This window comes from Streptomyces sp. NBC_01549 (genome assembly GCF_026339955.1).
Taxonomy (GTDB): Bacteria; Actinomycetota; Actinomycetes; order Streptomycetales; family Streptomycetaceae; genus Streptomyces.
Window position 1 is genome coordinate 6,625,460 of record NZ_JAPEPW010000001.1, and the last position, 12,452, is coordinate 6,637,911.

Here is a 12,452-nt window from a genome sequence, read left to right on the forward strand (position 1 = left end):
ACCTTGCGCGTACTACTGACCGGACACCAGGGCTATCTGGGCACCGTGATGGCCCCGGTCCTCGCGGCCGCCGGGCACGAGGTCGTCGGCCTTGACGCCGGCCTGTTCGCCGACTGCGTCCTTGGCCCGGCGCCCGCGGACCCACCGGGGGAGCGGGTGGACCTGCGTGACGTCACGGCCGAACACGTGGCGGGGGTGGACGCCGTGATCCACCTGGCCGCGCTGTCCAACGACCCGCTGGGATCGCTGGCGCCGGAACTCACCTACGACATCAACCACCACGCGTCCGTCCGCCTCGCACGGCTGGCCCGCGACGCCGGAGTGCGGCGCTTCCTGTACGCGTCGACCTGCTCGGTCTACGGCGCCTCCGGCGGCGACGACCTCGTGGCCGAAGACGCCCCGCTGCGCCCGGTGACGCCGTACGCGGAGTCGAAGGTGCGGGTGGAGGACGACCTGCACGCGCTGGCCGACGGCGACTTCACCCCGGTGTTCATGCGCAACGCCACCGCCTTCGGCTACTCGCCCCGGCTGCGCGCCGACATCGTGCTGAACAACCTGGTGGGCCACGCGCTCCTGTCCGGCGAGGTGTTGGTGCTCTCCGACGGCACCCCCTGGCGCCCGCTGGTGCACGCCGCCGACATCGCACGCGCCTTCACGGCCGCGCTGACCGCGCCGCGCGAAGCGGTGCACGACCGGGCGTTCAACATCGGCAGCGAGATCAACAACGTCATGGTCGCAGAGATCGCCGAGCAGGTCGCCGAGGCGGTGTCCGGCGCGAAGGTGGTGATCACCGGAGAGAACGGTGCCGATCCGCGGTCGTACCGGGTGGACTTCTCCCGGTTCCGCGCCGCGGTGCCCGACTTCGACTGTGAGTGGACGGTGAAGCAGGGTGCGCTCGAACTCGCCGACGCCTACCGGAAACACGGGCTGACCCGGGAGGACTTCGAGCGACGCTTCACCCGCCTTGCCGTGCTGCGCGCGGCGACCGACGCCGGCACCGTCGACGACACCCTGCGGTGGCGCCGATGACCGACGCCGGCGAAGAGATGTACGCGCTGGTGGAGCGGCTGTACCCGCTGTGTCGGAGCATCACCGGTGACGGTGTGCGCGCCACCCTGGAGATCGTCGGCGAGTACGTCCCGCTGCAGGTGCACGAGGTGCCGACCGGGACGCAGGTGCTCGACTGGACGGTGCCGCAGGAGTGGAACATCCGGGACGCCTACATCGCCGACACGGCCGGCCACCGGGTCGTCGACTTCGCCGCGTCCAGCCTGCACGTGCTCGGCTACAGCGTTCCGGTGTCGGCGACCATGCCGCTGGCCGAGCTGCGCGGACACCTGCACACCCTGCCGGACCACCCGTCCTGGGTCCCGTACCGCACGAGTTACTACAAGCCGGAATGGGGGTTCTGCCTGGCCCAGGAGACCCTGGACGCGCTGCCGGACGGCGAGTACGAGGTACGCATCGACTCCACGCTCGCGGACGGCCACCTCACCTACGCCGAGCACGTGGTCCCCGGACAGGTAGCCGACGAGGTGATCGTCTCCTGCCACGTCTGCCACCCGTCGCTGGCCAACGACAACCTGGCCGGCATCGCCGTGGCGACGCTCCTTGCCCGGGCGCTGGCGGAGCAGACGCCGTACTACAGCTACCGGTTCCTGTTCGCGCCCGGCACCATCGGGGCGATCACCTGGCTGGCCCGCAACGCGGAGCGGGTGGAACGGGTCAAGCACGGCCTCGTGCTCGCCTGCGCCGGGGACCCGGGCCAGCTGACGTACAAGCAGAGCAGGCGCGGCGACGCGGAGATCGACCGGGTGCTGCGGCACGTGCTGGCCGCCTCCGAACGCCCGTACCACGTAACCGAGTTCACGCCGTACGGCTACGACGAGCGGCAGTTCTGCTCGCCCGGGTTCGATCTCGGCGTCGGCTCGCTCACCCGGACCCCCTACGCCGGCTACCCCGAGTACCACACCTCGGCGGACAACCTGGACTTCGTCTCCCCGGAGGCGATGGCGGACACGCTCGCCGTCTGCCGCGAGGCATTCGCCGTCCTCGACCGCAACCGGCGGTACCTCAACCTCAGCCCCTACGGCGAACCACAGCTGGGCCGACGCGGGTTGTACGACGCGCTCGGCGGACGCAGCGACACCAAGCAGGCCCAGATGGCCATGCTCTGGGTGCTCAACCTCTCCGACGGCGAGCACAGTCTGCTGGACGTCGCCGAGCGGTCCGGGCTGCCCTTCGACACCATCGCCGCCGCGGCCGGTGCTCTGCACGGCGCCGGGTTGATCAAGGCATGACGCCGATGACCACCGAGGGGGAGAATCCGCAGACAACGGCGCCACCGGCCGGATCCGCCAGGCGGGCCCTCGTCGGCCGGCTGTCCTGGGGACTGGCCGACCAGGCGGCCTCCAGCGTGAGCAACTTCGCGGTGGGCATCTACGTGGCCCGCTCACTGGGGGTGACCGCGTTCGGTGTGTTCAGCCTCGCCTGGGTGACGTACGGCGTGGTGCTCAACGTCTCCCGCGGGCTGGCCACCGATCCGCTCGTGGTGCGCTTCAGCGGCGTGCCGGGCGCGTCCTGGCGCGGGGCGGTGGCCCGGTCGACGGGTACCGCGCTCGGCGTCGGTGCCGCCCTCGGCGCCGCGTGCCTGGTGGCCGGGCTGAGCCTCGGCGGCCGCGTGGGGCCCGCGTTCGCCGCCCTTGCTGTCATGTTGCCGGGGCTGCTGCTCCAGGACGCCTGGCGGTTCTCGTTCTTCGCCGCCGGCGCCGGGCGGAAAGCGTTCGTCAACGACGTCGTGTGGGGTGTCGCACTCGTCCCGGCCATGGTAGTGGCGGCCCGTGCGGGCAGTGTGGCCGCTTTCGTGCTCGCCTGGGGCGCGTCCGCCACGGTGGCGGCGGCGTACGGCTACATCCAGTCCGGCATCCGGCCCCGGATGAACGAGGCGCGCGGGTGGCTTCGCGAGCAGCGCGATCTCGGGTACCGGTACCTGGTCGAGAACGTCAGCCTCAGTGGCGCGAGCCAACTGCGGGCGTACGGGCTCGGCGCGATCGTAGGGGTCGGCGCGGTGGGTGCGGTGCGGGGCGCCGAACTCCTGCTCGGCCCGTTCCTCGCGGTGCTCATGGGGCTTTCGCTGGTCACCGTCCCGGAGGCGGCACGGGTGCTACGGCAGGCCCCGCACCGGCTCGGCACGTTCTGCCTCTTGCTGGGCGGCGGACAGGCCGCCGGCGCGCTGTTCTGGGGCGGGGCGCTGCTGCTGATGCCTGGCCGGTTCGGCGAGCTGGTGCTCGGCGGCGTCTGGCACTCCGCCTCGGAGCTCATCGTGCCGATCACCCTCGGCGTCGCGGGCGCGGGCCTCGGCACCGGCGCGGCGGCCGGGCTGCGCGCGCTCGGCGCGGCTCGGCGCAGCCTGCGCTGCCAGCTGTTCGCCTCCGCCTGCTATGTCGGCGGCGGGCTCGGCGGGGCGGCCGCCGCCGGCACGGTCGGCTCGGCCTGGGGCGTCGCCGCCGCGACCATCAGCGGCTCGGCCGTGTGGTGGCTGCAACTGCGGTCCGCCCTGCGCGAGCGCCACCGCAATCCCCTCCCCGAAGTGAGGACCTCATGACCGTCCAACCCAGGCTGAGCATCGGCCTGCCCGTGTACAACGGCGAGGAGTACCTGGCCGAGTCGCTCGACGCCCTGCTCGGCCAGACCTACGAGGACTTCGAACTGGTCATCTCCGACAACGCCTCGACCGACGGGACCCAGGAGATCTGCCGCAAGTACGCCGCGCGGGACTCGCGCATCCGGTACCTCCGGCTGCCCCGGAACATCGGCGCCACGCCGAACCACAACCATGTGTTCGCCGAGTCCCGCGGCGAACTGTTCAAGTGGGCCTCGCACGACGACCTTTACGGCCGCGACCTGCTGCGGCGCTGCGTGGAAGCGCTGGACGAGCGGCCGGAGGTGATCCTCGCGCACACCGACCAGGCGGTCATCGACGGCGACGGCGAGGTGAAGGTGCCCTACGAGTACGGGCTCGCCACCGACTGCCCGCACGCGCCGGAGCGCTTCCGCAGTCTGCTGTTCGAGCCGGGTGGCGACGACTTCTACGGGGTGATGCGGGCCGACATGCTGCGCCGGGTGAAACCGATGGACAGCTACCACCACGCGGACCGCACGTTCGTCGCCGAGATCACCCTGCACGGGCCCTTCCACCAGGTGCCGGAACTGCTGTACTTCCGCCGCGACCACCCCACCCGCGCCGAGCGGGCCAACCCTTCCAAGCGCTCCCGGTGCGTCAACCTGGACCCGCGCCGGGCAGGCCCGCTGCACCCGACGCCCCGGCTGCTCGCCGAGTACATCTGGGGCTTCGCCTCGGCGATCCGGCGGGCGCCGCTGTCCCCGGCCGACCGGCGCGCGTGCTACCGCCACCTGGCCGCGTGGGTGACCAGCCGGGTCCGGCCGGGCGCCGGCGAGCGAGTCGAGGACCGCGCCCCGGTCGACCCGGCCCTGCTCACGGTCTCCGTCGACGCCCTCGTCGCCGGCCGTGAGGGGAGGCAAGCATGACGGCCGCGGACAGGGCCCCGGTGCGCGTCGGGGTGTTCGGCCTGCTCGGCTCCGGCAACCTCGGCAACGACGGATCACTCGAAGCCGTGCTCGGGTACCTCCGCGCCGAACACCCAGAGGCGGTCGTGGACGCGCTGTGCGGCGGACCCGAGGCCGTGACGACCCGGTTCGGGATCCCCGCGACGCGGCTGCACTGGTACCGCGGGGAGTACCGGACCGCGTCGCGTGTGGGCGCGATCGCGGCGAAGGGGCTGGGCAAACTCGTCGACGTCTTCCGCACCGCCGCCTGGGTGCGCCGGCACGACGTGGTGATCGTGCCGGGCATGGGCGTCCTGGAGGCGACACTGCCGCTGCGGCCGTGGGGCTTCCCGTACTCGCTGTTCCTGCTCTGCGCGAGTGGCCGGCTGCTGCGCACCCGGGTGGCGCTGGTCAGCGTCGGCGCCGCGACGATCGGCAATCGGCCGACCCGGGCCCTGGTGCGCTGGTCGGCGCGGCTGGCCGCGTACCGGTCGTACCGGGACGCGCAGTCCCGCGACGCGATGCGGGCGATGGGCGTGGACACCGCGCGCGACGAGGTCTACCCGGACCTCGCGTTCGCCCTGCCGACGCCACGGGCGAGCGCGCCCTCGGGCCCGCCGGCCCCGCCGGGCCCGGTCTGCGTCGGCGTCATGGACTTCCACGGCGGCAACGACGATCGCGCCCGGGCCGATGAGATATACCGGCGCTACCTCGACGGGACGGTCCGGTTCGTCCGCGCGCTGGTCGAGGAGGGCAGGGCTGTCCGGCTGCTCACCGGTGACGAGTGCGACGCGTCGGTGGTCGCCGCGATCCTCGACGCGGTGGACTCGCCGCTGGTCACCGCTGCCGAACCGTCCTCACTGGCCGACCTGATGAAGGAGATGGCGGCTGCCGACACCGTGGTGGCGATCCGCTACCACAACCTGATCTGCGCGCTGAAGACCGGTACGCCGGTGCTCGCTCTCTGCTACGCGGCGAAGAGCGACGCGCTCATGGCGGAGATGGGCCTTGGCGCGTTCCGCCACCCGGCGCGCGAGGTCGACGCCGACCGGCTGCTCGAGCAGTTCCGTGCGCTGGAGAAGCGTTCGGCCGAGCTGCGGCAGACCCTCACCGAGCGGAACCTGGCCGCCGCCCGGCAACTCGAGCACCAGTTCAACTCCTTGACCGCGGCCCTGTTCCCTGCGGCCGACCACGCCCACACCTTGCGGAAGGCTCCATGAAGGCGACCGAAGTCCCGGAGATCACCGGCGCGTACCTCTTCGAGCCGACGCCGTACGCCGACGAACGGGGTTTCTTCTGCCGCACCTTCGACGCCGACGTGGTCCGCTCGGTGGGCATCGACCCGGACGCCTTCGTCCAGGACAGCCTGTCCCGCTCGGCCGGGGGCGTGCTGCGCGGCCTGCACCTGCGCTCCGGCGCAGGCGAGGCCAAGCTGGTGCGGTGCTCGTACGGGAGGATCTTCGACGTCGTCGTGGACCTGCGGCCGGACTCGCCGACGTACCGCAACCGGGCCTTCTTCGAGCTGTCCGGCGAGACGCAGACGACCCTGTACATCCCGGCGGGGTGCGCGCACGGCTTCCAGGCGCTGACCGAGACCGCCGACACCTCGTACCGGATCGACCGCCCGCACGATCCGGCCGAGGACGTGACGATCGCCTTCGACGACCCCGAGCTCGCCATCCCCTGGCCGCTGCCGGTCGCATCGATGTCCCAGCGGGACCGGGAGGCGCCGAGCCTCGCCGAGGTCCTTAAGCACCAAGAAGGTTGAGGTCGGCGTGCACACCGAAGACACCGAAGAGTTCCTCCTGCCCCGCTCGCGGCTGGCCAACGAGCGGCTGCACGCCCTGGTCCCCGGGGGCGCGCACACCTACGCCAAGGGCGACGACCAGTACCCCGAAAACCTGGCCCCGGTCATCAGCCACGGCCGCGGTGCCCACGTGTGGGACATCGACGGCAACCGCTACATTGAGTACGGCTCCGGCCTGCGGTCGGTCAGCCTCGGCCACGCCCACCCACGCGTGATCGAGGCGGTGCGGCGGGAACTCGACCGCGGCAGCAACTTCGTCCGGCCGTCCATCGTGGAGGTCGAGGCCGCGGAACGCTTCCTGGCCACGGTGCCGACCGCCGAGATGGTGAAGTTCGCGAAGAACGGTTCCGACGCCACCACCGCCGCGGTGCGCCTCGCCCGCGCCGCCACCGGGCGCCCGCGGGTGGCCATCTGCGCCGACCATCCGTTCTTCTCCGTCGACGACTGGTTCATCGGCACCACGCCGATGTCCGCCGGTGTTCCGGCGGCGACCAACGAGCTCACCGTGGCGTTCCCTTACGGGGACCTGGCCGCCACGGAGGAGCTGCTCACCCGGTACCAGGACGAGGTCGCCTGCCTGATCCTCGAACCCGCCACCCACACCGAGCCGCCGCCCGGGTACCTCGCCGGCCTGCGCGAGCAGGCCGACCGGCACGGCTGCGTACTGATCTTCGATGAGATGATCACCGGCTTCCGCTGGTCCGAGGCGGGCGCCCAGGGCCTGTACGGCGTCGTCCCCGACCTCTCCACGTTCGGCAAGGCGCTGGGCAACGGATTCGCCGTCTCCGCGCTGGCCGGCCGCCGCGATCTGATGGAGCTGGGCGGGCTGCGTCACTCCGGCGACCGGGTGTTCCTGCTGTCCACCACGCACGGTGCGGAAACGCACTCCCTGGCAGCCGCGATGGCCGTGCTCACCACCTACGTCGAAGAGGGCGTCACCGCGCGGCTGCACGCCCTCGGCGAGCGGTTGGCCGCCGGTGTCCGCGACGCCGCGGCCGGCATGGGCGTCGGCGACCACATCGTCGTCCGGGGCCGGGCCAGCAACCTGGTCTTCGCCACCCTCGACGAGAACCGGCAGCCGTCGCAGCAGTACCGCACCCTGTTTCTGCGCCGGCTCCTCGCGGGCGGGGTGCTGGCCCCGTCGTTCGTGGTGAGCAGCGCGCTCGGCGACGCCGACATCGATCACACCGTCGACGTGGTGGCCCAGGCATGTGCGGTGTACCGGAAGGCACTGGACGCCGCTGACCCCACCGCCTGGCTGGCCGGACGACCCGTGAAGCCCGTATTCCGCCGCTTGGCGTGACGCGACGTCAGCGACGCTCCCGCCGACCGGCCTCGGCCATCCGATCGACCAGCCGGTCAGCCATCCGGTCGACCAGCCACGCGGTCGCCGGTATCACCGCCAGCGCAGTGCACCAGCCGCCGAGGACGTCGGTCGGATAGTGCGCGCCCAGGGCGACCTGCGCCCAGCCCATGGCGGCGCCGGCAACCAGCGCCGCGGCGAGCACGAGTGACGTGCCGGCCGTCCTGCCGAGGCCGAGTCGGCCGGTCGCTTGCAGCGCCATCACGAGGGCGAGCGCGGTGAGGAAGGCGGTGTGCCCGCTCGGGTAGGACAGGTTCCCGTCGTGGATGGTGCGTCCCACCAGGGACTTGAGCAGCGTCGCCGTCCCCACGGCCATGCCGACGCCGGCAACGACGAGCACCGCCGCGCGAGGACGCCGAAGCAGCAGGCAGCCCGTCACGGCGGCCACGACCAGCGTCGCCGCTCCCACGGGCTCCCCCAAGAAGTCCATAGCCAGAGCGACGTACCGCCACGGCGGCCGCAGACTGTCCGCCGTCGGCTGGATGATCCACCTGTCCACCACGCCGGGCTCGCTGTGGTCGGCGTACAGGACCCCGAGCGCGACGACCACCAGCGCGGCGAGGGCCGCGATCAGCCCGAGCCACGGGCGCAGCGACGGGGGCAGCACCGCGGGCGCCGGTCGGCCGGTCACACGTTCACCGCGTCCGGTCGACCTGCGGTAGTGACTTTGTTCCGCTGCCGCGCGCCGACATGGCCGGGATCGTTAGCCTGTACGGGCTGCGCGGCTGGACCGAGCAGGATGATGAACCCGTCAAGCGCGAACTGGGCCGGGCCGACTTCCAGGTGATCCAACCGCGAGCCCCCCGTCGTGTCCGATTCACCCTCCAGCGACCATAACCGCCCCGCGGACACCCGCTCCTGGCTTGTACGCCTCCGCGGGAGCCTTCAGCACCCTAACCGCAATCCGGTCGCGGCAAACCGCCGTCGGACAGTCTCGGAGCGTGAGCCGCGCCCTGATTTGTAGCGGATGTTCGCGGACAGTGACTTTGAACCTGAGGTGCCTGGAGGGGCAAAGTTCCCCTCCAGGCAGCCGACTTGAGGCTCTAGAAGAAGCCCAGCTTCTTCGGCGAGTACGACACCAGGAGGTTCTTCGTCTGCTGGTAGTGCTCCAGCATCATCTTGTGCGTCTCGCGGCCGATGCCGGACTGCTTGTAGCCGCCGAACGCCGCGTGCGCGGGGTAGGCGTGGTAGCAGTTCGTCCACACTCGGCCCGCCTGGATCGCCCGGCCCGCGCGGTACGCGGTGTTGATGTCGCGTGTCCAGACGCCGGCGCCGAGGCCGTACAGCGTGTCGTTGGCGGTCTTGATGGCGTCGTCGAAGTCGTCGAACGACGTGACCGAGACGACCGGGCCGAAAATCTCCTCCTGGAAGATCCGCATCCGGTTGTCGCCCTCGAAGATCGTCGGCTGGACGTAGTAGCCGCCCTTCAACTCCCCGTCGTGCTCGATACGTTCGCCTCCGGTGAGGATCCTGGCGCCTTCCTGTCGGCCGATGTCCAGGTAGGAGAGGATCTTCTCCAACTGGTCGTTGGAGGCCTGCGCGCCGATCATCGTGTCGGTGTCGAGCGGGTGGCCCGGCTTGATCAGTTCCGTGCGGGCGACCGCGGCCTCCATGAACTCGCCGTAGTGGCCCCGCTGGACGAGGGCGCGTGACGGGCAGGTACACACCTCACCCTGGTTGAGCGCGAACATCGTGAAGCCCTCGAGCGCCTTGTCCCGGAAGTCGTCGTTCTGCGCCCAGACGTCGTCGAAGAAGATGTTCGGGGACTTGCCGCCGAGCTCCAGCGTGACCGGCTTGATGTTCTCCGAGGCGTACTGCATGATCAGCCGCCCCGTCGTGGTCTCACCCGTGAACGCCACCTTCGCCACCCGCGGGCTGGAGGCGAGCGGCTTGCCCGCCTCCACGCCGAAGCCGTTGACGATGTTGACGACGCCCGGCGGCAGCAGATCCGCGATCAGGCTCATCCAGTAGTGGATGGACGCCGGGGTCTGCTCGGCGGGCTTGATGACGACCGCGTTGCCCGCCGCCAGCGCCGGGGCGAGCTTCCAGACCGCCATCAGGATCGGGAAGTTCCACGGAATGATCTGAGCGACGACCCCGAGCGGCTCGTGGAAGTGGTATGCGACGGTGTCGTCGTCGACCTCGCCGAGCGAGCCCTCCTGAGCGCGGATCGCCCCCGCGAAGTAGCGGAAGTGGTCGATGGCGAGCGGGATGTCGGCGGCCAGGGTCTCGCGAACCGGCTTGCCGTTCTCCCAGCTCTCGGCGACCGCCAGCTTCTCCAGGTTCGCCTCCATCCGGTCGGCGATCTTGAGCAGGATGTCGCCGCGCGCGGTGACGGAGGTGCGGCCCCAGCCGGGCGCGGCCGCGTGCGCCGCGTCCAGGGCGCGCTCCACGTCCTCGGCGGTGCCCCGCGCGACCTCCGTGAACGGCTGCCCGTTCACCGGACTCGGGTTCTCGAAGTACTGCCCGCGAGCCGGCGGTACGTACTCGCCGCCGATGAAGTGGTCGTAACGCGCCTGGTAGGAGACGATCGCGCCCTCGGTGCCGGGCGCCGCGTAACGGGTCATGCTGGTCTGCCTCCCGGAGAAGCGCTGCCCGCCGTTGGGCAGCTCTCGCCGCGAGGCTAGGAGCGCGAACGTTGCAACGACGTTGCGGACACGGCAGGTCGGCCCCCCTGCTCAGCGGCCGACCGACGCCGCGCCGCGAGCACCGCGGGGTGCGGCCGGCCCGGCGGCGCGGCCTGTTCGCGCTCCAGCTCCTCCAGGCGCGCCCGCACCGCCGCCGTCGCGCGTACGGCGGCCAGTGCCCGCCATACGTCGAGGTCGTCCTCGCCCCACGGGGCGCACGCCCAGTCCGCCAGCAGGTCGGGGTCGCGACGGGCGATGAGCGCCGTACGCAGCCCGTCGGCGAGGCGGCGCCGCAACCGCACCACTGCCGGAGCCCCCGAGCCCGGCAGCAGCGGACCGGCGTACACCGCCGCGGCCGCCGTGACCGCACCCGTGCCGAGCCGCCGTTCGACGACCGCCACGTCGGACTCGACCGGCGCCGTGAGCCGATAGGGCCGCGAGCCCAGCAGGCCGGGACCAAGGAGCCGGCGCAGCCGGGTCAGCTCGGCGCGCAGGGTCACTGGCGTCACCGACTCGTCCTCGTACAGCGCGCACAGCAACTCGTCGCCCGACAGTCCCTCCGGGTGTCTGGCCAGCAACACCAGGATCTCACTGTGCCTGCGGCTGAGCCGGACCTTTCGGCCGCCCGCGACCAGTTGGGCCTCGTCGCGGCCGAGCGCGGTCAGTTCCACCGTGTCGGCCGCTGCTTCCGCCGGTGCGAGCAATGCCAACTGGGACTCGGCGGCCCGCGCCACCGCCTGCACGAAACCGAGGCTGTGCGGATGCGCGAGCCCGTCCCCGCCCGTGATGTCCACCGCGCCTAGCACCCGCCCCGTGCGCGGATCGTGCACCGGCGCCGCGGCACACGTCCAGGGCTGGACCCGGCGGATGAAGTGCTCGGCCGCGAACACCTGCACCGGTCGGTCCACGGCGACCGCCGTTCCCGGCGCGTTGGTGCCGACCGACGACTCCGACCAACGCGCGCCCGGTACGAAGTTCATCCGCCCCGCCTGCCGCCGCGTCGCCGGATGTCCCTCGACCCACAGCAGCCGGCCCTGCGCGTCGCACACCGCGAGGAGGTGCTCGCCGTCCGACGCGAACGTCCCCATGAGCTCTCGGAAGAGCGGCATCACCCGGGCCAGCGGATGCTCCGCCCGGTAGGAGCCCAGGTCGCCGTCCGTGAGCTCCACCCGTGCCGTTCCGTCCGGCGCGACACCGGCCCGTGCCGATCGCCGCCAGGAATCGGCCACCACCGAGCGCACCGGTCGTGGCACCGTGCCCGCCTGGGTGAACACCTCGTGCGCACGGCGCAGTGTCCGCACTCGCTCGACGGGGTCGGCTCCTGCTTCGAGTGCCACCCACGGTTCGGTCAACGTGGCCTCCCGGTAGGCGATGCGGCTGAGACCATCGTCACTCCCGGTGTGGGCGCGGACAAGCACTGGGACGGCGCTCCTTGCGCGGCGCTCACATCGGCGTGGGTCGTCGGCACGTCGCGGGGCCCCTCGGTCAGGCGAGGTTGACGAGCTTTATGTACCGCGTCCAGTCCCAGTTCGACCCGGGATCCGTGTGGTCGGTGCCCGGTACCTCGTAGTGGCCGATGATGTGAGCCCGGTCTTTGGGGATGCCGTACTTCGCGCAGATCGAGGCGGTCAGCTTGGCCGACTCCTCGTACAGTGCGTTGGTGAAATAGGCGGGCCGGTCCACCCAGCCCTCGTGTTCGATGCCGATGCTGCGGGTGTTGTAGTCCCAGTTCCCCGCGTGCCAGGCGATGTCACGCTCCTTGACGCACTGGGCGACATGCCCGTCGGCCGATCGTACGAGGTAGTGCGCGGACACTTTCTTCTCGGGGTTCTGGAAGATGGACACGGTCTTGGGGTACGTCTCCTGCGTGACGTGAATGATCACGTAGTCGAGCGGATAGGCCGTCGGTCGAGCGGACGCCGTGTAGTTGGAGGTGGCCGCCGGTGCCCATTCGGCGAGCGGATAGTCGACGGCCGTGGTCTCCGCTGTTGCCTGCGCACCGGGAAGTAACACGTAGGGGAGGGCGGCGAGGGCGGCGCCACCCTTGAGCAAGCGGCGCCGGCTCGGGAACGAACTTGCCCGTTCCATC

Annotated in this window: 11 protein-coding genes; 7 read left to right on the forward strand and 4 right to left on the reverse strand. The window is 71.5% G+C overall.

What is annotated here, in order from left to right:
- Positions 1-3: 3 nt before the first annotated feature.
- The 7 genes from OG819_RS29645 to OG819_RS29675 are packed head-to-tail and all read left to right on the forward strand — an operon-like array spanning position 4 to position 7,676.
- The gene (locus tag OG819_RS29645; protein ID WP_266651602.1) at positions 4-1,029 is read left to right on the forward strand and encodes an SDR family oxidoreductase; all 1,026 of its coding nucleotides are present in this window, start codon (positions 4-6) and stop codon (positions 1,027-1,029) included.
- Positions 1,017-2,300, forward strand: coding sequence for a DUF4910 domain-containing protein (locus tag OG819_RS29650; RefSeq protein WP_266651604.1), 1,284 nt, complete (start codon positions 1,017-1,019; stop codon positions 2,298-2,300). Before OG819_RS29645 ends, OG819_RS29650 begins: the two co-directional genes overlap by 13 nt.
- A complete protein-coding gene (locus tag OG819_RS29655) occupies positions 2,297-3,604 on the forward strand; it encodes a hypothetical protein (RefSeq protein ID WP_266651606.1) in 1,308 nt (435 codons plus the stop codon). The genes OG819_RS29650 and OG819_RS29655 overlap by 4 nt, the downstream gene beginning before the upstream one ends.
- Positions 3,601-4,548, forward strand: coding sequence for a glycosyltransferase family 2 protein (locus OG819_RS29660; RefSeq protein WP_266651608.1), 948 nt, complete (start codon positions 3,601-3,603; stop codon positions 4,546-4,548). Before OG819_RS29655 ends, OG819_RS29660 begins: the two co-directional genes overlap by 4 nt.
- Positions 4,545-5,786, forward strand: coding sequence for a polysaccharide pyruvyl transferase family protein (locus OG819_RS29665; protein WP_266622649.1), 1,242 nt, complete (start codon positions 4,545-4,547; stop codon positions 5,784-5,786). The genes OG819_RS29660 and OG819_RS29665 overlap by 4 nt, the downstream gene beginning before the upstream one ends.
- Entirely contained in the window at positions 5,783-6,334 is a 552-nt protein-coding gene (gene rfbC / locus OG819_RS29670; RefSeq protein WP_266622648.1) for a dTDP-4-dehydrorhamnose 3,5-epimerase, read from the forward strand. The genes OG819_RS29665 and rfbC overlap by 4 nt, the downstream gene beginning before the upstream one ends.
- Before the next feature lie 7 nt (positions 6,335-6,341).
- A complete protein-coding gene (locus OG819_RS29675) occupies positions 6,342-7,676 on the forward strand; it encodes a glutamate-1-semialdehyde 2,1-aminomutase (RefSeq protein WP_266651610.1) in 1,335 nt (444 codons plus the stop codon).
- Between the two features lie 7 nt (positions 7,677-7,683).
- Here OG819_RS29675 and OG819_RS29680 read toward each other — a convergent pair whose 3' ends face one another.
- The 4 genes from OG819_RS29680 to OG819_RS29695 form a co-directional block, all read right to left on the reverse strand.
- The gene (locus OG819_RS29680; RefSeq protein WP_266417206.1) at positions 7,684-8,367 is read right to left on the reverse strand and encodes a phosphatase PAP2 family protein; all 684 of its coding nucleotides are present in this window, start codon (positions 8,365-8,367) and stop codon (positions 7,684-7,686) included.
- A gap of 412 nt (positions 8,368-8,779) precedes the next feature.
- On the reverse strand, positions 8,780-10,303 hold the full coding sequence (locus tag OG819_RS29685; RefSeq protein WP_217570694.1) for an aldehyde dehydrogenase family protein: 1,524 nt from the start codon (positions 10,301-10,303) through the stop codon (positions 8,780-8,782).
- 56 nt (positions 10,304-10,359) lie between these two features.
- The gene (locus OG819_RS29690; RefSeq protein ID WP_266634123.1) at positions 10,360-11,715 is read right to left on the reverse strand and encodes a helix-turn-helix domain-containing protein; all 1,356 of its coding nucleotides are present in this window, start codon (positions 11,713-11,715) and stop codon (positions 10,360-10,362) included.
- 133 nt (positions 11,716-11,848) lie between these two features.
- Positions 11,849-12,451, reverse strand: a complete 603-nt coding sequence (locus OG819_RS29695; protein ID WP_266651612.1) for an N-acetylmuramoyl-L-alanine amidase — start codon at positions 12,449-12,451, stop codon at positions 11,849-11,851.
- Between the last annotated feature and the right edge of the window lies 1 nt (position 12,452).

Bases quoted from the DNA above. Each gene is read 5' to 3' on its own strand.
- OG819_RS29655 (WP_266651606.1), top strand. From the start codon at position 2,297: ATGACGCCGATGACCACCGAGGGGGAGAATCCGCAGACAACGGCGCCA.
- OG819_RS29660 (WP_266651608.1), top strand. From the start codon at position 3,601: ATGACCGTCCAACCCAGGCTGAGCATCGGCCTGCCCGTGTACAACGGC.
- OG819_RS29665 (WP_266622649.1), top strand. From the start codon at position 4,545: ATGACGGCCGCGGACAGGGCCCCGGTGCGCGTCGGGGTGTTCGGCCTG.
- rfbC (WP_266622648.1), top strand. From the start codon at position 5,783: ATGAAGGCGACCGAAGTCCCGGAGATCACCGGCGCGTACCTCTTCGAG.
- OG819_RS29685 (WP_217570694.1), bottom strand. From the start codon at position 10,303: ATGACCCGTTACGCGGCGCCCGGCACCGAGGGCGCGATCGTCTCCTAC.
- OG819_RS29695 (WP_266651612.1), bottom strand. From the start codon at position 12,451: ATGGAACGGGCAAGTTCGTTCCCGAGCCGGCGCCGCTTGCTCAAGGGT.